Genomic DNA, 20779 nt, shown 5'->3' with positions numbered 1-20779 from the left:
ATCTGCTAAGAGTAACGTGTCTTCAAGCGTGTCGCTACCAGACAAGAAATCTCGTTCTGCTTCCACATCAGGACGAATGTCTATCTCACAAGGCTGCTCGCAGAATAGGTCACATGCAATTCGATTGCTGCTGGACTGGTTGTGTTAAATCGCCCTGCAAAGGTTTCGGCCAACTCTTTATGGAGCGCAAAGGAAGCGCCATCTTGGAGCAATACCCGATGAACACCTCTTTTAGAGAAAAATGAGCAATCGAGAGAAGAAAACGTCATTGAGGGTATCGCCTGCTCAGTCAATTTTTTAAGTAAGGTTGTGAAATGGTTTGTAGTCAATTGCACAATCAAAGTCGCTTTGCAAAGATTGGTGAATATCAGATAGGTTGGCATCCTTTTGAGTCGAAAGGGTTTTAAATGCAGCTTTTAAAAGCTGGTCACAGGAAAGCTTGCGTAATCTTTTTTGGAATTTAGCATTTTAAGCTTGTTGGTTCAGGTTATCAGATGAAAAGACAGCTTTAATTTGTTGGCAAATTTGGTTAAGGTTCATAAGCGCTCTGTTTTTGATTGAGTGATTGTTAGCGTAACCATTTGATCATTAACAGAGTTCGCCTTCAAGTTTTCTTAAGATCCAACCTATGAATATCCTCTAGGATGAAGAGAAGGGCTGTTAGCCCTTCTTTTTTACTTTTGGCTTATTCAGCGCAAAAGCTCGGTTGATGGTGGTATACAAACTGTGTTTTGGTCATGCTTGTGCTGTCTATATAGTTAAGGTTGTTTCTAAAGTTTTCGAATAAACGAGCAGCACGCTGGGTTACGGTTTTACTAAAATCGCCTTGTTGATCTGCATATTTGAAAGAAAGCTCTGCGACTAGTGGCGTTTCGGTATGTTCACTTTGATACCAAAGAGTGAGTGAAAATTCAGCGTCTTGTCGACCTAGGTCAACCGTATACCCCTCATAGACTCGCTCATACACAGCTAATCCGGAGACAGGACTCAGAGGTGTCGAGTCCGGTAACCGATAAACATTATCAAAGCCTGTAAAGTGTTTATTAATATCTTTTACTTCGTTGATATATCTACTGTTAGGTACTTTAGTGGAGTGCCCGTATACAATTTTCCACACTCCGCTATTTGCGATACTAAAATCTGCTTCTAGCTTTGTTTTTGCTTCACTATGTTGACTTGAGACATCCTCAAAATCAGATAAATAGCTGTCTACATGACGATATTTTAAAGTTACTTCTGACCTGCCATTTTCAATACGCTCCCTGAAGACATACCCCAGCTCTTTTAATGTACATACTTGTGCAACATCATAAAAGCGAACTTGGCGTATTTTTGATAAATACGAGGTGCCTATTAGTGGTTTACTTGTTGCTGATAAGGTCAAACCAGCAACCTCTTCAAATACTTGGTTGACCGCTAGATGCTCATTAGATTTTGAAAAATGCGTCGTGCTCAGCATGACTTTATATTCTTTTGAGTCGATAGTGGGAACGGCGAGTACGTTGAGAGGCATCAAAAGGGAGAAAAAGGTGATAAAGTGCTTCATGAAAATCCTTTATAATTATTGATTGAGTTGTAGGTTTTCAAACAAATAGAGCTTGTTTCCATCTATTTGCGTACGCCCTGTATCTAAGTACTTTTGCTCCAGCACACCATCGGTAGACCAAGTGGCAAAGTCGTCATCGTTAATCACAGCCAAGCGGTTATGGTCAATCAACCACATCCCCTCTAGTTTATCGTGTGGGTAGGCAATTTCTTGGACAAGATCTAATATCAATGTTTTGCTAACCGGCTGAATGTCGTGCGTAGTGAGCGTATCCCAACTCGTTTCCAATACTGTTTGTTCTATGGTTTTTCCTGATATCAGTAGGCCAAGTTCAGAGTCTTGAGACAGGTCACCATTCTCGTTAACCTGTTCGAGGTCGGTTGCCGCAGATAAATCGATTTTATAAATCCGCTTTATCGCATCTGGGTTCTGTTGATAGAAAGCGCCGTCGCGCTCGATAACGAGAAATTCTGAGTTGGATAGCGCGACAATCCCAGAGTTGGAGTTTTGTGCTTGTTCCTGTTTGTATAAGTACTGGCTGATTTGCTGTGTTTCTAAATTTATTGTTACTATGCGTGTCACATCTAGCGATTTAACCGCTTTATCTGGATTGTACATCGTTGATTGCATGATCCCGACAAGTGTTTTTTCATCAGGAGTAATGGCAAGCCCTTCCATGCCTCTATTTGCTCTGCGATTTGAAAACTCTTGGGGCAAATGAAGCGATACGCGATCATCATTTTTAAAAGCATTGATGCGTTCGATTTCCTTACCCTTTGCATCAAAGTGCACAAGATGTGGACCATACTCGTCGCTTATCCAAAAGCTACCATCGCCCAATGCGACAAGCCCTTCGCCATCTAGCCCATAGTCATCTAACTTGATTGGGTTATTAAGCTCATCAAAAGCTTGAGTTTGATCCTCCAAAACAGGAAGTCCTTCTGCCGTATAGGGTGTTTCACCAGTTCCCCCCATGCTAGATGTATTTGGCAGCCCAGAGATTGGTGTGCCGTCTGGTCGCTTTAGAAGAATCTCTTTCAGCTTTTTGATGGTGCCATTTTTGTGTAATTCAAATAGCCCAATACGAGGTGTATAGTCCGGTATTGGAAACTTCTTGCCTTTGCCATAGCCTCCCGTAAACGTTGCATTTGGTCCTCTATCGGTCAAAGTATAAAACTGGTTCTTGTTTTGAGGATGAGCTACCATATCTGAGCCAAACCCTCCATTTCGAATTTCAAATACGCTGCCTTCAACCGTACCATTTTGTAAGTCACTTCTAAGTGCTGTATAAGGTAAGGCAGCCCCCTGCGCTGTTAAAGGAGAAGGCTGGCATACTGAGTTGCTTTGCGACACTTCTGAATCGTCCAATACGCCATCATCGTTGGTATCTAGGCCAGACTTTATGGCGATACCACCAAAAAAACAGGTACTGTCGCCCATAGGTAATTCTGCTTGATTTACAAGGCTTGATAGACCTGAGTTGCCATCTTTACCAGTCGTACCATTTGTACCGTCACTACCTGATGCACCTTGAGCACCATCGTCGCCATTACACGCAGTCAAACCAGCAACGAGTGCACATGATATGAGACTGAGATTTATACGCTTCATTCCATACTCCTTCTTGTTATGTATATTGCGCAGCAAAACAACTGCTTAAAACTTGCGCTAGCATAAACATACAGAGTCATAGAATTATGACACTAGGCAGTGCCACCGGGTGATATTATCAATATAGAAACGCGAAATGGGAGAGTTGTTAAAGAGTGGCCATTATAAGAGTGTTTAGTTGCTCTTAATCCATCGGGCCGTTTCCATCTTTCGGAGGAGGAGGACTCTTATTATAACGTTTTCTGTAAGTTGATTCAGAAAAGCGGCTGAAATCAAACAAAAAGCCTAACCCAAAACCAATTAAGAGAGTCGGGACGCCCCAACTTAATGCGAGTTGCCAATCAAAAAACCTAGTCTGGAAATCAAATGCCATCAAACAAGTAAAAATGAGCGAGAGCAATGAACCGGTGATTTTTCCTTTATCAAGCCACAAAAGTGCAAATAAAATCCTATATCTTTTCATGGTGCGGTTTTTATACACTTGATAGGAATACTCACTTTAACTGAGAGCTTTAATTGGCAAAGCTCTACGTGCAGGTTGTAACTAAGCTTTAGGAGCAAGTCACAGCTTCATCGTGTCGTAAAGTCAAAACCTCATAACTATTATCAGTCACTAAAATGGTATGCTCCCACTGAGCAGAAAGCTTTTTGTCCTTGGTGACAACAGTCCAGCCATCTTTAAGCGTTTTGACTTTGTGCGAACCTTGGTTGATCATTGGCTCAATGGTAAAAGTCATACCCGGTTTCAATACTAATCCGGTGTCTTTTTTACCAAAGTGGAGTACATCAGGGCCTTCGTGCATTTCACTGCCAATTCCATGGCCGCAGAACTCTCTAACAATACTGTAGCCTCTGCGCTCAGCATAGCTCTGAATGGCATGACCGATATCCCCAAGCTTAGCACCAGGCCTAACGAGTTTAATCCCTTCCCACATAGCTTGATAAGTTTCTTTAGCAAGCTTTTTGGCAAGAGGCGAGGCATCTTTCATCACATACATTTTACTTGAATCGGCCAAGTAACCGTTGTGCTTTAGAGTCACATCAACATTGATAATATCGCTAGATTTTATTTTTTGGCTGGCCTTAGGCATGCCATGGCATACGACTTCGTTAATAGACACATTTATTGCATAAGGATAGCCATATTGGCCTTTTGTTGAGGCTATTGCCTCAAGGTTTTCCGTAATATAAGTTTCTACAAAATCATTGAGTTCCATGGTCGTCATCCCGACTTCTATGTACTCATCTAGGGCTTTAAATACGCTTGCTAGTAGTGCCCCTGACTCTTTCATACACTGTATGTGCTCATCACTTTTAATTATGACTGGTTTCATTCTGCTTTTTTCTTACTTGTTCTACTTCTATCTGGATTAGCTCTGCAAAAGACTTGTCTTGGTTCTGCTCAGCAAGACGGCCAATTTTCAACCAGAACTCAGCTTGAGAATTAATTGAGCGAGACATAACTTGGCTAGCTAGCCTGACTTCTTCATGGAGCTCATCAGAAATTTTCACAATACCCATAATATGCGTTATATATCAATCTATATATGTATTGTATTTTTTGCGAATTTAAAATCAACAACAAATCACATTCTAAATGTGTATGAAACTAGTTTTGTGACAATTTTATGAATATACCTGATGGAGGAGGTAGCTAAAAAAAGCAAAAAAAAACGCCCAGTAATGTGTGAATCTGGGCGTAGGGGAAGGCTCATATGGAGCCGTGCGCTAACTTTAACACCTTCTATTACACATAAGGGAGAAGTAGAAAGTTTATTAAGTGTAGTTAATACTGCTGAAAACTTACAAACAATCTGACATTTTTAAAATATCTATAAATCATTAGCTTATGCGTATATGAATTAATAATCTTAAAGTTGTCAAAAAGTTCTATTCAGGTTATACCCAAGTTATCAACTGGCCTTGTGCAATGAGATCTCGCGGTAAATTATTTTTAATTTTCGCTTTTTGCCACTTTCCAAGCCCAACAGGGGCGCCGCATAGCGTCAAAATCACTTCTCCAGTTTGCGAAGATGGCGCATCCAAACGAACGTCTTTTCCTTGAAAGTAATCCACAGCTTGTGTTTGTGTTAGTGCATGTGTGTTTTGCTGAGCTAGATGGCCAAATGCAGTGGCTAGCTCATGCTCAAGACGTACACCATTTTTATGGATAGCACCGAGTTTAATCCCCAATCTTGCGTATTTAATCTTGTTTTTTAAAGCATCAAGTTGCTCGGGGAATAGCCAGAGTTCTTTGTCTCTTTGCATTAAGTTGCCGGACAGTGCACTTATCTTAAATTGCTTTTTAAGGTATGAATTAAATGCCTGCTGTGCTTTTGGTGCAAAACGTTCGAAAGGAAATGTGCCCTTTTTGATTTGTTGGTTTTCATTTTCAACAGAGGACTTTTTAACAAATTTAGCAATGAAGAAGCCTTCGCTGTCGAAGATTTGTGGCCATACATGCAGGTAACCTTGCTCTGTTGTGGCTTTTTCTGCATTTTCGAATAGGTTCGCGAGAGATATTGTCTCAACTGCGTCTCCAAACTCGTCCAGTAAATATTCGCATACATTGTGATTTTCCAGCGGAGTGAGTGTGCAGGTCGAGTAAATCAAAGTGCCACCTGGTTTGAGGGCTAAAAAAGCACTTCTTATGAGTGATTTTTGCACCTCTGCTATCTCTACGTTAGATTCAATAGACCAATTTTTGAGTGCATTTGGATCTTTTCTAACGGTACCTTCTCCAGAACAAGGCGCATCAAGCAATATATGATCAAAGCACTCATACATATAGTCGCCGAAGATTTTGCCATCAAAGTGTGATAGGGCAACATTAGATGCCCCCATGCGTTTCATATTGGCCGCGAGCACTTTTAATCGAGAAGAAGAAAATTCGTTTGCAACTAGAAGCCCTCTATTATCCATCAGCGCGCAAAGTTGCGATGTTTTTGAACCTGGCGCTGCCGCAACGTCCAGCATGGCAAATTCATTTCCTTGCATAGCTTGAATCTCTTCACGCAAAGCCAAAGGCGGTAGCATAGAGCTTGCTTCTTGGACGTATATGCATCCACTTAAATGAAGCGCAGTATTTCCGATTGGCAAAGAGGTTTCCTCTTCAGAGCTTCGATTAAGCCAGAAGCCTTCAGGGCACCAGGGAATAGGAGTGATCTGCCAACCGATTTTTTGTGCTTCGAGTTCAAATTCTGCGACAGACATTTTGAGTGTATTAACACGTATGGAAAGTCGAAGAGGTTCTTGGCAGCTACTGAGAAAACCCCCGATGGTGAGGTGGGATGGGATGTAACTTTTTACGTCATCAATGAAGTTTTCTGGAATATAGGTATTTTTATCCAATCTTAATTACTCGAAACAACTCAGATAGTGTCTAGTTTACCATTAATAGAGGTAATTTGGTGGGAGGTCCTGGAGATTTTGGCAAACGTCATGACGGGGAAATAGCATGACGTTTGCAATATACGTCTATTAACGCGAACTAAGGGGTTTCCGAATCGCAGTGATAATACGATTCGCACTCTTGTGTCGGGCCGTTACTCAAGCCTGCACCTCCAATTAACGGGGTTAGTTTTCTATCTAGCGGTAGTTTGTCAAAATTGAGTTTCTTTAGCGGTCTTTTGTTGACTTTAAGCTTCATAATTAGCTCCTTTAAAGATTTCATTTACTCATTGCTTCCATTTTTATGTTAGCAAACCAATAATAAATTTCAAATAAAATTAACTAAAATAATACAAAAGGTTCACTTTTATAGGGTTGTATATATGAAAAATCGAATATATGATTTACCATATATTTGGTGAGATAAAAAATGAGTACTTAGGTGCAGAATATCGGCTGCAAAGTGATTTATATTTGACTAAATTTGGTGCTTTACAGCATTGCATATTATCAATTGGAGTATCCATAAGATGAAAATAAAAGTAGGAATAAACGGCTTCGGCAGAATGGGGCGCTTAACGATGCGCGCACTGTGGGAGTCGAGTGAAGTAGAGATTGTCAAAATCAATGACCCTGCAGGCGATGCAATTACTCTTGCACATTTAATGAACTTTGATTCAGTTCACGGCAAATGGTCGCACGAGGCGCTGGTCGATGGTAACGATATGGTGATCAATGATCAGCGTATTGAAGTGACGCAACAAATAAGCGTGGCAGAAAATGACTGGTCAATGTGTGATTTGGTTATTGAAGCATCTGGTAAATTGAAAAGTAAACAAAAGCTTGCTGGCTTTTTTGCACAAGGGGTTAAGCAAGTTGTTGTAACTGCTCCGGTTAAAGAAGAGGGCGTCCTAAATGTGGTAATGGGCGTTAACCATCATGATTTTGATGCTCGAAATCATGAAATTGTAACAGCAGCCTCTTGCACGACCAATTGTTTGGCGCCTGTAGTGAAGGTGCTTCAAGATAATATTGGCATTAAACATGGTTCGATGACGACTATCCATGACATCACCAATACGCAAACTATTATCGATGCACCTCATAAGGATTTGCGTCGCGCGCGTTCTTGCGGTACGAGTTTGATCCCAACAACGACAGGTTCTGCGACTGCTATTACACATATTTTCCCAGAGTTAAAAGGGAAGCTAAACGGTCACGCAGTGCGGGTACCTTTAACCAATGCATCAATAACAGACTGCGTGTTTGAAGTAAGTCATGAAACGACAGTTGAAGAAATCAATGGGTGGATGGAGCAAGCGGCAAACAGCGAACTGTCTGGTATCTTAGGTTATGAAACTCGCCCACTGGTATCTATTGATTACAAGACTGACCCTAGAAGCGCTATCATCGACGCACTTTCAACCATGGTTGTTAATGGCACCCAAGTGAAACTATATGTTTGGTACGACAATGAATGGGGCTATGCAAATCGCACGGCAGACTTAGTTCGTCTAGTTGTAGAGAAGCGCTGGGGTAAATAAATGACTCAGTCGCTCAGTTCAAGATTGTCACCTGAAATAAAACAATATTTAGTCATAACAGGTAACTATTGGTCATTCACTTTGACTGACGGCGCGCTACGTATGCTGGTGGTATTGTACTTTCACCAGTTAGGCTATAGCCCTTTGGCTATAGCCTCATTGTTCTTGTTTTATGAGTTTTTTGGCGTTGTAACTAACCTCTTAGGAGGGTGGTTTGGTGCCCGCCTAGGCCTTAACAAAACAATGAATATTGGGTTGTTTTTACAGATTGTTGCAGTGTCGATGTTAGCAATTGATGAGCAATTGTTGTCTATCGCGTATGTGATGGTTGCACAGGCTTTGTCGGGCATAGCAAAAGATCTTAATAAAATGAGTGCTAAAAGTGCTATAAAATTGTTAGTACCTAAAGAGCAAGACAGTACCTTGTACAAGTGGGTCGCAATTCTGACGGGCTCTAAGAATGCACTCAAGGGCGTCGGCTTCTTCCTCGGCGGTTTATTGCTCAGTTTACTAGGCTTTCAAGACGCGCTGTGGTTCATGGCGGCTATGCTCACCGTTACATGGCTGATGAGCTTATTTTTGCTTAAGCAAGACTTAGGAAAGAAAAAGAACAAACCTAAATTCAGTGAACTTTTATCTAAAAGCAGACAGCTAAATTTATTGGCTGCGGCGAGAATGTTCTTGTTTGCATCACGTGATGTATGGTTTGTAATTGCCTTACCGGTATTCTTAGCGTCAACTTTTGGTTGGGATCATTGGTGGGTCGGAGGCTTTATGGCTAGCTGGGTGATCGCCTATGGAATTGTGCAAGCATATGCCCCAAAAATCACAAAAAACACAGGAAATAGCTTTAAAAAAGCCTTATATTGGGTTGCAGTATTGTCATTCATTCCTGCTCTATTAGCGCTGGGGTTATGGCTAGAATGGCAACCAAAGCTGGTTATAATCGGTGGTCTATTAGTCTTCGGCGCCGTGTTTGCTGTGAATTCTTCACTGCACAGCTTTTTAATCGTGAAAATTGCAGACAGTGATGGTGTGTCAATGGATGTAGGTTTTTATTACATGGCCAACGCGATGGGGCGTCTGATAGGCACTGTACTATCTGGGTTGGTGTTTCAACTATATGGATTACAAGCGTGCTTACTCGTTTCTAGCGCAATGTTGGTATTGGCGAGTGTGGTTACAATGGAATTGAGCAAGCGCAGTTAAGCGCTTGCTCTTTTTTACTTATGAGCCAAAACTGTTAGGCAGTTTAAAACTCGCAGTAACTTGTTTTAAGGTTTTTGATTGCTTGTCTAATTCAAGACTCGCAGAAGTCACTTGGTCGGCACCCGCGGCATTATCAATCGCGGCTTGTCGAATAGAATCCACATTATACGAAATCTCCTCGGTGGTCGCAGATTGCTCTTGAGCCGCCTGCGCGATGGTTTGAGCACTCTGAGCAATTTGATTAATTTGGCTGACGCTTTGTTCTAGCAATGCCGCACTGTCATTTGCTGCCGCAATTGTTTCTCTCGTCGCTTCGGCTGATGCATGCATTTCAGATACAGCGGTTTGAGAGGTAGATTGCAAATTAGCGATCATAGTTTCAATATCCGCGGTAGATGCCTGCGTTTTTTGCGCAAGCTGCCGAACTTCGTCAGCAACCACTGCAAATCCGCGACCGTGCTCACCTGCGCGTGCGGCTTCTATTGCAGCGTTCAGGGCAAGTAAATTAGTTTGTTCTGTTACTGCTTGAATAACCTCGATAACGCGACTGATGTTTTGCGTGTTATATTCAACTTCTTTAATTGCTGATTCAGAATTCTCAACAGCACTGTTAAGTGACTCCATTTGTGCGACTGTTTGGCGCAAAGTCTGATTGGCAGAAAGAGAAGTTTGTTCAGCATCTAAACTGAGATCAGCCACATTACGCGCATTGTTCGCAACTTCGTCAATTGAATTAGAGGTTTGCTGAATGGCTTCTGCAACTTGCTCAATATTAGCATGCTGCTCTTGTAAGCTTGCATTTGCTTGCTCGCTCGCGGCACTTGTTTGTGTCGCAGTAGAGGCCAGCTGAGAGGTGGTTTCTACAATCGTGCCAATGACGCTAGTCAAATAAGTATTCATTTGCTTCATTGCACCGTAAACACCAATAGCGTGTTGCTCTGAACCAAAGTTCTCACGTAAATCACCAGAAGCAATACGCTCACTGATCATACGCATTTCAGTCGGTTCTCCACCCAACGGGCGCAGTACGGCACGTGAAATTATCACCGTAGCAACTGCAACACTTAACACCGTGAATACAAAGATGATTGCAATTACCCAGTACAGCTTATGAACAGGCGCAAAAGCTTCTGCTTTATCTACTTCTGCGAGTAAAACCCACTGTAAACCAGAGAAAGTGTAGGGGAGGTATGCAGAAAGTACTGGGTTACCGTTATAGTCGATAATGATCTCAGTATCTGAAATTCCTTGAAGCCCTTTTCTGACAGCTTCAGTGTCTGCTCCATTGGCTGCAACGGTACCTGCAAAGCTCGCGATAACGGTATGGTTAATTGGGTCTAAATAAGAATCTGAGCGCATGCGAAAATCATCACCAACAAGGTAAGACTCGCCTGTTTCTCCCATACCATCACGTTGTTGCATAATAGCATTGATGGCATCTATAGATAGCTGCAGAGCCATGACAGAATGGACTTGTCCATCAATCACAACAGGTATACCGATAAACGCTGCTGGTTCTTGGTTGCTCGGGGCGTACGGGCTGTAATCCGAAATCACAAATTGATTTGAGGTCACTACACGGTTAAAAAGATCTGCTAGACCTGAATCTCGGTAAGGACCAGTTATAAGGTTCGTCTGATAATCTGATTCTCTCGCAACGGTATAACTTATCAACCCGTTACGCTCTATTACAAACAGGTCGTAGAACCCTTTTTCATTGATAAAGGTGTCGAAAAGAGAGTGATAATTATGCGCGAGTTGAGCGTTAGTTTGACCTGAATTTTGTTGGACAACCAGTTGCCATTTTTTGGCGATGACCGACAAGTCACCTTTTCGAGCCGTTAAGTAGTCATCGATTTGCTTGTGTTTGATGTGTTTAATGGATGTGAGCTGATTGTATGCCTGTTCCTCAAGCGCCGAAGACGCAGTCCACAGTGAAATCATCGCGAGTATGCCCGCTGGCACTAAGCCAATAAGCATAAATGAAATGAGTAATCGGGTTTTGATTAGCATACTTCTTTTTTACCTTATGTGAAATTTAATATTGCTATTATGTCAATAAAATGAGTTACATATTTTAAACAAATGGGCCCGGTATGGATACACGCAAAAAGTATGGTTTAAATTAATATTACAATTAAATTAAGGTTAATTTTTAACCTTAATTTGAGGATAAAGCCATTTTGTTTAAAAATACTACGTAGTATTTACTGGATTTAATTATAAGAGATTTGTTTGAATGCTACTTTCGACTTAAGTAAAGGTTACGAACTCTATATGCCCTTGTCGTATAACAATATTATTTTTTATAACGGATTTGGGAAAATGACGTGGCGATAAATGACTAAATTTAATTAATTGTAAATCGTCTTGGAAAAGGCCCGAGTGGGCCTTTGGTTATTGTGTATACAAAATGTTTACATCGTGATTTATGACAATGCAGCAATTCTTTGCTCAAGTGGAGGGTGAGAAGCAAAAAGGTCCATCACACTTTTACCCGAAGCAATGCCAAACGCCATCATTGAGCCTTCAAGTTTCGATTCTTGATTGCTGCGAAGACGCTCTAATGCTGCTTTCATTTTGTGCGCACCCACAAGGTCAGCAGCCCCTTTATCCGCTGCATATTCGCGTTTACGGCTAAAGTACGCCACAATCATCGAAGCGAGGAAGCCAAATAGAATTTGGAATATGATATCGAAGATCATATATGTCCAGCTGAACCCTTCACTTTCTTCATCGCCATTTAAGAACCCGTCAACGATATTTGCAAGCACTTTAGAAATAAAGATCACGAACGTATTTACAACGCCTTGGATCAGCGTCAGTGTGACCATATCACCATTTGCAACATGTGACACTTCATGGGCCAATACAGCTTCAGCTTCACTTTGACTCATTCCCGCTAAAAGTCCGCTGCTGACAGCTACGAGACTGTCATTCTTGCTAGGGCCTGTAGCGAAAGCATTGATCTCTGGGCTGTCGTAAATTGCGACTTCAGGCATTTTAATACCCGCTTTTTGCGCTTGTTCGGCGACCGTTCTCACAAGCCAATGTTCAGTCTCATTGCGAGGTTGATCGATGACATACGCACCAGTTGATTTCTTTGCCATCCACTTAGAAATATACAGTGAGATAAAGGCACCACCAAAGCCAAATACAGCAGCAATAGTCAGCATACCGGCATAGCTTCTAGAGGAGACCCCTAGGATAGATAAGATAATGGACAAAACCACCATGATGGCTAAGTTTGTCGCTAAGAAAAGTAACACGCGTTTCATAGTCACCTCTTTAAAGTTTACTTACTAGTTTTATTCTTGCTAGATAAAAAACGTTTAACACACAACTACCAATATGGAGGCCGTGCGGAGTTTCTCAAGGGTAAGTATGACGAGGAAGTGTTACAAAATGTTGTGATGTGCAATTGTGCGTCAAACGACTTGGCTTATTTTGAAATAAACCTATGATACGAAAGGAGGATAAAAAAAATCCCTCTTACGAGGGATTTTGGGTAACTCAGCGCCTTTGGCACTGGGAATGAGGTCGGTACATTTATGCTAGCTATTGACTAGGTCTGTGACCATATTGATTAATCTATTCTGCAAACTGCATTTCTGGAATATCGCCATCGACGATAAGTTTACCCGCAGTTTTGCTGATAATTTCATCAACACTAACACCTGGCGCACGCTCAAGCAAATGAAATGCGCCATCTTTTACTTCTAACACAGCAAGGTCTGTGACAATCTTTTTCACACAATTTACCCCAGTCAATGGCAATGCGCATGACTCAAGTAATTTGGAATCGCCGTGTTTGCTAGCATGGGTCATGGTCACAACAATATTCTGTGCGCCAGCGACAAGGTCCATCGCGCCACCCATGCCTTTGATTAACTTTTTCGGGATCATCCACGATGCAATATTACCGTTCTGATCCACTTCAAATGCACCTAATACCGTTAAGTCTACATGACCACCACGTATCATGGCAAAGCTTTCCGCGCTATTAAAAATAGCTGCTCCTGTAGCAGCTGTCACGGTTTCTTTACCCGCGTTGATCATATCTGCGTCAACTTGGTCTTCAACTGGGTACGGACCCATACCTAACAGGCCGTTTTCAGACTGAAGCATTACTTCCATATTGCTCGGTACATAGTTTGCGACAAGAGTAGGAATACCGATACCAAGATTTACGTAATACCCATCTTGTAATTCTTGCGCGACGCGCATTGCAATTTGTTCACGATTTAAAGCCATGGTGATCTCCTTACTTGCGCGTTGTTACACGTTCGATGCGTTTTTCAAAGTTGCCTTTGATAACGCGATTGACATAAATACCAGCGGTGTGAATTTGGCTTGGCTCAAGTTCACCAGGCTCAACAATTTCTTCCACTTCTACCACAGTAATCTTACCAGCTGTCGCTGCCATTGGGTTGAAGTTCATTGCAGTGTGTCGGAAAACAAGGTTGCCATAGCGATCTGCTTTCCACGCTTTAACAATTGCAAACTCACCAGTAATAGATTCTTCAAGAATATACGGGCGACCGTCAAATTCTTTGACTTCTTTCCCTTCTGCAACGGGAGTACCGTAGCCAGTTGCGGTGTAGAAGCCAGGAATGCCTGCACCACCGGCGCGCATCTTTTCAGCTAATGTACCCTGTGGAGTTAATTCTACATCGATGATGCCATCAAGTAGCTGTTGCTCGAACAAGGCATTCTCACCGACGTATGACGCAATGATTTTTTTGATCTGGCGATCATGAAGCAAAATACCTAGCCCAAAATCATCAACACCACAGTTGTTAGATACAACTGTCAGCTCTTTAGTTTGCTTGCGCTTAATTTCAGCAATCAAACCTTCTGGAATACCACATAGCCCAAAACCACCTGCGATGATGGTGTCTCCATCTTTAAGACCCTCCATCGCTTCTGCGTAGCTGGAAACTACTTTATCGAAACCGGCCATTAGCCCACTCCTCGTTGTCAATATTGTCTTATTGTTAAGATTGGCAGGTATTTTTAAGTGCTAAAGATACCTTGCTAACAGGTGCCTTATTGAGTGCATCGCAAATTTGCCAACCTGCTTTTGCAAGCCTTTCTAAATCAATTTCGGTACGAATGCCAAGTCCTTGGAGTAAGTAAATAACATCCTCAGTGGCAACATTTCCTGACGCGCCTTTTGCGTAAGGGCAACCACCGAGCCCCGCGACCGCGCTATCAATAGTCGAGATCCCCATTTCAAGCGCTTTGTGAATATTTGCTAGGGCTTGTCCATACGTGTCATGAAAATGCACTGCAAGCCTTTGAGTTGGGATATGTTCGAGTAGCAAGCTAAGTAGGTTTTCTATTTGATTTGCCGTTCCAACACCAATCGTATCGCCAAGGCTTATCTCATAGCAGCCAAGTGCCAATAATTGTTTACAGACCGATAAAACTTGCTCTGGGTCTACTTCACCTTGATATGGGCAGCCAGCGATACAGCTAACATAACCTCTTACTTTTATGTTGTTTTTTTGAGCAAGTTCAACGACTGGCCGAAAGCGTTCTATGCTTTCTTCTATTGAGCAGTTAATGTTCTTTTGAGTAAAAGCTTCACTTGCGGCAGTAAAAATTGCAAATTCGTCGACTTTATTTGCAAGCGCGAACTCGGCACCTTTCAAGTTAGGTGTTAACGCGCTTATTTCAACATGGTCATGCCGAGTTAAGCCTTGTATCACATCTGCGGAGTCTGCCATTTGTGGCACCCATTTGGGTGACACAAATGCGCCGGCTTCAAGGTGTTTAAGGCCAGCATCAGCGAGAGCATTGAGCAATTTCACTTTGTCAGCGGTTGAAACTGCGGCTTCGTTTTGCAGGCCGTCACGTGCGCCAACTTCAACAATTTTCACTTGAGTCGGATAATTTGGCATATCATGCTTCCTCTACGATAGCGAGCATCGCCCCATGACTGACGAGCTCTCCCTCATCAAAACAGTAACTCGATAATGTGCCATTAAATGGTGCATTTAGCGTGTATTCCATTTTCATCGCTTCAATGACTACGATAGGGTCGCCCTTTGATACTAGAGCGCCAATTTCTTGCAAATGCTTAACCACTGTGCCGTTTAGCGGTGCTGCGAGTGGCGCTTCTTGATGCTCATGTTCACTTACATAGTGCTTGGTTTTGAGTTCAAAAGTGTGCTGATATGGGCCGTACATGACTGTGATGTCAGTTTCGCTGATGAGTACATCTGCAATCAGGCGCTTGCCATCGATATTTGCCGTAAGCTTATGGCCTTCAAGTTTGGCTTCAACACGATGTTCAAAATCTTGATAGTGCACCTGCCAATGGTGACCTTGCGCTTGTGCGACCACAAAATACTCAGTAAATGGCACGGTGAGTTTACGAGGCTGATTGAGCCTGAAACCAACTTGTTGCCATGGCGATTGCATTCTTGTCGCCTGTTTATGTGCAAGATAAGCAATACTTGCTAAACATACCAAAGTATCGCTAGGTGCTTTGGAGGCAGTTAATTCATCCGTTTGAGTATCAATGAAATGCGTATCAGGTGCACCTTCCATAAAGATGGGATGCTCCGCAAGGTGATGCAAAAACGCAATATTACTTTTTACGCCCGCTAAATGGACTTCATTTAGAGCAGAACGCAATTTAAGCAGGGCAGTGCGCCTGTCATGACCGTGAACAATGAGTTTAGCTATCATCGGATCGTAAAATGGGCTGATTTCATCGCCTTGCTGAACACCTGTGTCGATGCGCACACCGCGTTGTGCGGCTGGGAAACTCAAATGTGCAAGATTGCCAGAGTAGGGCATAAAGTTCTCTTCTGGATCTTCAGCATAAATACGTGCTTCGAAGCTGTGGCCTTGTAAAGTGATTTGAGCTTGTTCAAGGGGTAAGTGTTCATTGTTGGCGACGCGAATTTGCCACTCTACAAGGTCCTGACCTGTCACCATTTCTGTTACAGGGTGTTCTACTTGAAGACGCGTGTTCATCTCCATAAAGAAAAACTCATCACCACACAACAAGAACTCAACAGTCCCCGCACCGCGATAATTTATGGCTTGTGCACAGCGCACAGCCGCTTCACCCATTTCTTTGCGAAGTGCATCGCTCAAGTCTGGTGCAGGGGCTTCTTCAATTACCTTTTGGTGGCGACGTTGCAACGAACAGTCACGGTCACCTAAGTAAACGCAATTACCGTGATTGTCTGCAAATACTTGTACTTCAACATGACGAGGCTTATCAACAAAGCGTTCTAACAAAACTAGGTCGTTACCAAAGCTTGCGAGCGCCTCACGTTTAGCACCTTCCAGTGCACTGAGGAATTCATCCGCGCTTCTCACTACGCGCATGCCTTTACCACCGCCGCCAAAAGCCGCCTTGATGAGTACAGGGTAACCAACTTTCTCGGCTTCGGCAGTTAAAAATTCAGTATCTTGCTGTTGACCGTAATAGCCAGGTACTAGAGGCACACTGGCCTGTGCCATGATCTCTTTTGCGCGAGTTTTCGAACCCATAGCTTCAATGGCACTCGCAGGCGGACCCACAAAAACAATATTGTTATCATCACATGCGTTAGCAAAGGCGTCGTTTTCTGAAAGAAAACCATAACCTGGGTGAATGCAATCTGCACCACTTTGTTTTGCGACTTCCAAAATACGTTCGCTAACCAAGTAGGAATCTTTACTGGGAGCTGCGCCAATGCAGTAAGCTTCGTCCGCATTTTGTACGTGAAGTGAATTTGCGTCAGCGTCTGAGTAGACCGCGACAGTGCTCATTCCTAATCGTTTTGCAGTGCGCATAACACGACAAGCAATTTCACCACGGTTAGCGATTAAAATCTTTTTCAACATGCTGAACTCCTTATTCGCTTGTGGCAGGTTGCCAATTGGGTGCGCGTTTTTCAAGAAAGGCGCTGAGGCCTTCTTGCCCTTCTTCACTAACACGGATCTTTGCAATACGTTTAGCTGTATGTTCAATCAGAGACGCTTCAACCTGTTTACCCGCAACTTCGTCAATCAGTGACTTCGCACTTTTCACAGCCATTGGCCCGTTATTAAGCAACACTTCGATAAAGTGAGTTTCGCTTTGACTTAGGTCATCGGCAATTTCATGTATTAAACCTAGTTCAAGGGCCTTTTCAGCTTTAAATATCTCAGCTGTTAAAAAGTAACGGCGTGCTTGTCTATCTCCAATAGCTTTGATGACGTATGGGCTGATAACTGCCGGAATAAGTCCCAGCTTAACTTCACTTAGGCAAAACTTTGCGTCGCTTGTCGCTACCGCAATGTCACAGCATGCGATTAGGCCCAGCGCCCCACCAAATGCTGCTCCTTGCACTAAACAAAGTGTAGGGTGAGGTGAACTGGCCAGCACGTGCATTAACTTTGCAAGCTCCATTGAGTCGGCGATGTTTTCTTCATAATTGTTATCCGCCATTGACTTCATCCAGGCCAAATCTGCACCTGCTGAAAAGTGCTTACCTTGTGTCTTTAAAACTAAAGCTCTGACGTCGAGTTCATTCGCGTACTCAATTGTTTTGATGAGTTCTGCGATGATTTCTGCGTTGAATGCATTATGTTTTTCAGGGCGACTTAATTCTAAAATCGCCACCTTGCTTTTTGTAATATTTAAAGTGACAGACATGTACGCCCCCTACATTCTGAAAATACCAAACTTAGATTCTTTGCTCGGTGCATTAGCAGCAGCCTCTAGCGCTAATCCCAATACGTTTCGTGTCTCGGCTGGGTCGATGATGCCATCATCCCAGAGTCGTGCACTCGCATAGTATGGGTGACCTTGTTTCTCGTACTGTTCAACAATTGGCTTTTTGAATTCAATGACTTCTTCATCACTCATGCTCATGCCTTTGCGTGCTAACCCATCTTGACGAACCTGTGTCAATACGCCTGCGGCTTGCTCACCACCCATTACTGAAATACGCGCGTTAGGCCACATCCACATCATGGTCGGCTCGTATGCTCGACCACACATGCCGTAGTTTCCAGCGCCGTATGAGCCACCGATTAAAACGGTAAATTTAGGTACGTCTGCACAAGACACCGCAGTTACCATCTTGGCACCATGCTTTGCGATACCCTCGGCTTCATATTTCTGGCCAACCATAAACCCTGTGATGTTTTGTAAAAACAGCAGTGGAATGTCACGTTGCGCACAAAGTTGAATAAAGTGAGCACCTTTTTGTGCAGACTCAGAAAATAGAATGCCATTGTTGGCCACAATACCAACCGGACGGCCAAATATCTCTGCAAACCCAGTAACTAGGGTTTCACCAAAATAGCGTTTGAACTCGTCAAATTGAGAGTCGTCTACAATGCGTGCAATCACTTCACGGACATCAAAGGGCTTTTTGAGATCTGTTCCGACAATGCCGTAAACTTCACGGATATCATATCTGGGTGGTTTAACGTCTTTTAGAATAGGTTGGGTGGGGCGTTGGTGGTTCAGCCTTTCAATACATTGGCGAGCAATGGAGAGCGCATGCTCGTCATTTTCTGCATAGTGATCGGCTACGCCGGATACTTTACAGTGGACATCAGCACCACCAAGGTCCTCAGCACTCACTTCTTCGCCAGTGGCGGCTTTAACAAGAGGTGGACCAGCCAAGAAAATTGTCCCTTGCTCTTTTACGATGATGCTTTCATCTGCCATCGCTGGCACATATGCGCCGCCAGCTGTACACAAGCCCATTACTACCGCAATTTGCGGTATACCTTTTGCCGACATGCGCGCTTGGTTGTAAAAGATGCGCCCGAAGTGAAGTTTGTCAGGGAATACTTCATCTTGCTCGGGTAGGTTTGCACCACCAGAGTCGACAAGGTAGATACAAGGCAAGTGGCAACGCTCGGCAATTTCTTGTGCTCTCAGATGCTTTTTAACGGTCAATGGAAAGTATGTACCACCTTTCACCGTTGCATCATTACCTACAATCATGCATTCGACGCCTTTAACACGGCCAATGCCTGCAACAACGCCAGCACAAGGTATGTCTTGCTCGTACACACCAAACGCTGCAAATTGTGAAATTTCTAAAAATGGAGAGCCTTCGTCGAGCAGGGTGTCTATACGGTCACGGACAAATAGCTTTCCGCGACTTTGGTGGCGTGCGATGAGTGCTTCACCACCACCTTGACTAAGGTTTGCGACCTTATCGTTTAAATCAGCAACCAATGACGCCATCGCGTCATGGTTGTCTTTAAACTGTTGGTCATGCGTATTAATCGATGTATTTAATACTGTCATGCCAATTCTCCTTAGCGGCTTTCGTTGAATAGCTCACGGCCGATAAGCATGCGACGGATTTCTGAGGTGCCGGCACCAATCTCATAAAGTTTTGCATCACGTAGTAAGCGACCAGTTGAGTACTCGTTGATGTAACCGTTACCACCAAGAAGTTGAATTGCATCTAATGCTAATTTGGTGGCTAGTTCGGCAGCATATAGAATAACGCCCGCTGCATCTTTACGTGTTGTTTCGCCACGATCACATGCTTTTGCTACGGTATATACATAAGAACGAGCAGCATTCATTTGCGTATACATATCTGCGATTTTACCTTGAACAAGCTGGAATTCGCCGATTGATTGGTTGAACTGTTGACGCTCATGGATATAAGGTACAACGACATCCATACAAGCTTGCATAATGCCCAGTGGACCACCAGCTAGCACAACGCGTTCGTAATCTAGACCACTCATAAGTACTTTTACGCCTTCGTTCAAAGTGCCAAGAATATTTTCTTTTGGCACTTCACAGTCTTCGAAAACCAGCTCACAAGTATTGGAGCCTCGCATGCCCAATTTATCTAGCTTTTGAGCAGTAGAGAACCCAGGAAAGTCGCGTTCTACAATAAAAGCAGTAATACCACGAGGGCCGGCATCTAGCTCAGTTTTTGCGTAGATAACAAAAACATCTGCATCTGGACCATTTGTGATCCACATTTTATTGCCGTTGAGGACGTAATTGTCGCCCTTCTTCTCAGCTTTTAGTTTCATAGAAACAACATCAGAACCTGAATTTGGCTCACTCATAGCCAGTGCGCCAATATGTTCACCAGTGATAAGCTTTGGCAAATACTTTTCTTTTTGAGCTTGATTACCGTTGCGGTTAATTTGGTTTACACACAGGTTTGAGTGTGCGCCATAGCTTAAACCAATTGACGCACTTGCACGGCTTATTTCTTCCATCGCAATGACATGCTCAAGGTAGCCCAGGTTTGCGCCGCCAAACTCTTCTGGCACCGTAATCCCAAGTAAACCCATTTCGCCGAATTTTGGCCACATCTCATTTGGGAAAGTGTTTTCTTGGTCTGTCTTTTCAGCCAGTGGCGCGATTTCACTAGTCGCAAAGTTATTTACATGATCACGGATCATGTCTGCTGTTTCGCCAAGTCCAAAATTCAATTCTTTATATAATGATACAGTGCTCATTTGTTGTCATCCTGTGTGAGATTGTGTACTT

18 protein-coding genes are annotated in these 20779 nt (G+C 43.1%); 2 read left to right on the top strand and 16 right to left on the bottom strand.

Going from position 1 to position 20779, the window contains the following annotated elements; all coding sequences use genetic code 11:
* Positions 1–685 precede the first annotated feature (685 nt).
* From N482_RS10320 to N482_RS24805, 7 genes are all read right to left on the bottom strand, one after another.
* Positions 686–1546 (bottom strand): hypothetical protein, encoded by an 861-nt coding sequence (locus tag N482_RS10320; protein WP_063376957.1) that lies wholly within the window; start codon positions 1544–1546, stop codon positions 686–688.
* Positions 1547–1561: 15 nt separating this feature from the next.
* Positions 1562–3157 (bottom strand): esterase-like activity of phytase family protein, encoded by a 1596-nt coding sequence (locus N482_RS10315; protein WP_063376956.1) that lies wholly within the window; start codon positions 3155–3157, stop codon positions 1562–1564.
* 184 nt (positions 3158–3341) lie between these two features.
* The gene (locus N482_RS10310) at positions 3342–3638 is read right to left on the bottom strand and encodes a hypothetical protein (RefSeq protein ID WP_155730559.1); all 297 of its coding nucleotides are present in this window, start codon (positions 3636–3638) and stop codon (positions 3342–3344) included.
* 70 nt (positions 3639–3708) lie between these two features.
* The gene (gene map / locus N482_RS10305; RefSeq protein WP_063376954.1) at positions 3709–4491 is read right to left on the bottom strand and encodes a type I methionyl aminopeptidase; all 783 of its coding nucleotides are present in this window, start codon (positions 4489–4491) and stop codon (positions 3709–3711) included.
* Positions 4472–4678, bottom strand: coding sequence for a ParD-like family protein (locus tag N482_RS10300; protein WP_063376953.1), 207 nt, complete (start codon positions 4676–4678; stop codon positions 4472–4474). Before N482_RS10300 ends, map begins: the two co-directional genes overlap by 20 nt.
* A gap of 378 nt (positions 4679–5056) precedes the next feature.
* Positions 5057–6508 carry a 16S rRNA (cytosine(1407)-C(5))-methyltransferase RsmF gene (rsmF, locus tag N482_RS10295; protein WP_063376952.1) on the bottom strand — a complete coding sequence of 484 codons (1452 nt, stop codon included), beginning with the start codon at positions 6506–6508 and terminating at the stop codon, positions 5057–5059.
* A gap of 139 nt (positions 6509–6647) precedes the next feature.
* Entirely contained in the window at positions 6648–6806 is a 159-nt protein-coding gene (locus tag N482_RS24805; protein WP_155730558.1) for a hypothetical protein, read from the bottom strand.
* 271 nt (positions 6807–7077) lie between these two features.
* On the opposite strand from N482_RS24805, the gene N482_RS10290 reads away from it, so the two are divergent.
* Positions 7078–8091, top strand: coding sequence for an ArsJ-associated glyceraldehyde-3-phosphate dehydrogenase (locus N482_RS10290; protein WP_063376951.1), 1014 nt, complete (start codon positions 7078–7080; stop codon positions 8089–8091).
* Positions 8092–9300, top strand: a complete 1209-nt coding sequence (gene arsJ / locus N482_RS10285) for an organoarsenical effux MFS transporter ArsJ (protein WP_063376950.1) — start codon at positions 8092–8094, stop codon at positions 9298–9300. It begins immediately after the preceding gene.
* Between the two features lie 18 nt (positions 9301–9318).
* On the opposite strand, the gene N482_RS10280 is transcribed toward arsJ, so the two are convergent.
* The 9 genes from N482_RS10280 to N482_RS10240 all read right to left on the bottom strand — a co-directional run bounded on the left by N482_RS10280 (position 9319) and on the right by N482_RS10240 (position 20748).
* Positions 9319–11313, bottom strand: coding sequence for a methyl-accepting chemotaxis protein (locus N482_RS10280; RefSeq protein ID WP_063376949.1), 1995 nt, complete (start codon positions 11311–11313; stop codon positions 9319–9321).
* Between the two features lie 416 nt (positions 11314–11729).
* Positions 11730–12578: a protease HtpX gene (htpX, locus tag N482_RS10275; protein ID WP_063376948.1), complete on the bottom strand. Its 849-nt coding sequence runs from the start codon at positions 12576–12578 to the stop codon at positions 11730–11732.
* A 313-nt stretch (positions 12579–12891) separates the two neighbouring features.
* Positions 12892–13554, bottom strand: a complete 663-nt coding sequence (locus N482_RS10270) for a 3-oxoacid CoA-transferase subunit B (RefSeq protein WP_063376947.1) — start codon at positions 13552–13554, stop codon at positions 12892–12894.
* Positions 13555–13564: 10 nt separating this feature from the next.
* Positions 13565–14263, bottom strand: coding sequence for a CoA transferase subunit A (locus N482_RS10265; RefSeq protein ID WP_063376946.1), 699 nt, complete (start codon positions 14261–14263; stop codon positions 13565–13567).
* Positions 14264–14297: 34 nt separating this feature from the next.
* Positions 14298–15206, bottom strand: a complete 909-nt coding sequence (locus N482_RS10260) for a hydroxymethylglutaryl-CoA lyase (protein WP_063376945.1) — start codon at positions 15204–15206, stop codon at positions 14298–14300.
* A 1-nt stretch (position 15207) separates the two neighbouring features.
* Positions 15208–17151, bottom strand: a complete 1944-nt coding sequence (locus tag N482_RS10255; RefSeq protein WP_063376944.1) for an acetyl/propionyl/methylcrotonyl-CoA carboxylase subunit alpha — start codon at positions 17149–17151, stop codon at positions 15208–15210.
* 10 nt (positions 17152–17161) lie between these two features.
* A complete protein-coding gene (locus N482_RS10250; RefSeq protein ID WP_063376943.1) occupies positions 17162–17944 on the bottom strand; it encodes an enoyl-CoA hydratase-related protein in 783 nt (260 codons plus the stop codon).
* A 9-nt stretch (positions 17945–17953) separates the two neighbouring features.
* On the bottom strand, positions 17954–19561 hold the full coding sequence (locus N482_RS10245) for a carboxyl transferase domain-containing protein (protein ID WP_063376942.1): 1608 nt from the start codon (positions 19559–19561) through the stop codon (positions 17954–17956).
* Between the two features lie 11 nt (positions 19562–19572).
* Complete coding sequence (locus N482_RS10240) at positions 19573–20748, bottom strand: isovaleryl-CoA dehydrogenase (protein ID WP_063376941.1); 1176 nt, start codon at positions 20746–20748, stop codon at positions 19573–19575.
* Between the last annotated feature and the right edge of the window lie 31 nt (positions 20749–20779).

This window comes from Pseudoalteromonas luteoviolacea NCIMB 1942, from assembly GCF_001625595.1.
Lineage (GTDB): Bacteria > Pseudomonadota > Gammaproteobacteria > Enterobacterales > Alteromonadaceae > Pseudoalteromonas > Pseudoalteromonas luteoviolacea_A.
This window is presented reverse-complemented; position numbering and strand designations above follow the sequence as displayed.

Coding starts and splice junctions, on each gene's coding strand:
- N482_RS10290 (WP_063376951.1), top strand. CDS start 7,078: ATGAAAATAAAAGTAGGAATAAACGGCTTCGGCAGAATGGGGCGCTTA.
- arsJ (WP_063376950.1), top strand. CDS start 8,092: ATGACTCAGTCGCTCAGTTCAAGATTGTCACCTGAAATAAAACAATAT.
- N482_RS10315 (WP_063376956.1), bottom strand. CDS start 3,157: ATGAAGCGTATAAATCTCAGTCTCATATCATGTGCACTCGTTGCTGGT.
- N482_RS10280 (WP_063376949.1), bottom strand. CDS start 11,313: ATGCTAATCAAAACCCGATTACTCATTTCATTTATGCTTATTGGCTTA.
- N482_RS10320 (WP_063376957.1), bottom strand. CDS start 1,546: ATGAAGCACTTTATCACCTTTTTCTCCCTTTTGATGCCTCTCAACGTA.
- N482_RS10270 (WP_063376947.1), bottom strand. CDS start 13,554: ATGGCTTTAAATCGTGAACAAATTGCAATGCGCGTCGCGCAAGAATTA.
- N482_RS10255 (WP_063376944.1), bottom strand. CDS start 17,151: ATGTTGAAAAAGATTTTAATCGCTAACCGTGGTGAAATTGCTTGTCGT.
- N482_RS24805 (WP_155730558.1), bottom strand. CDS start 6,806: ATGAAGCTTAAAGTCAACAAAAGACCGCTAAAGAAACTCAATTTTGAC.
- N482_RS10240 (WP_063376941.1), bottom strand. CDS start 20,748: ATGAGCACTGTATCATTATATAAAGAATTGAATTTTGGACTTGGCGAA.
- map (WP_063376954.1), bottom strand. CDS start 4,491: ATGAAACCAGTCATAATTAAAAGTGATGAGCACATACAGTGTATGAAA.
- htpX (WP_063376948.1), bottom strand. CDS start 12,578: ATGAAACGCGTGTTACTTTTCTTAGCGACAAACTTAGCCATCATGGTG.
- N482_RS10300 (WP_063376953.1), bottom strand. CDS start 4,678: ATGGGTATTGTGAAAATTTCTGATGAGCTCCATGAAGAAGTCAGGCTA.
- N482_RS10260 (WP_063376945.1), bottom strand. CDS start 15,206: ATGCCAAATTATCCGACTCAAGTGAAAATTGTTGAAGTTGGCGCACGT.
- N482_RS10245 (WP_063376942.1), bottom strand. CDS start 19,561: ATGACAGTATTAAATACATCGATTAATACGCATGACCAACAGTTTAAA.
- N482_RS10265 (WP_063376946.1), bottom strand. CDS start 14,263: ATGGCCGGTTTCGATAAAGTAGTTTCCAGCTACGCAGAAGCGATGGAG.
- N482_RS10250 (WP_063376943.1), bottom strand. CDS start 17,944: ATGTCTGTCACTTTAAATATTACAAAAAGCAAGGTGGCGATTTTAGAA.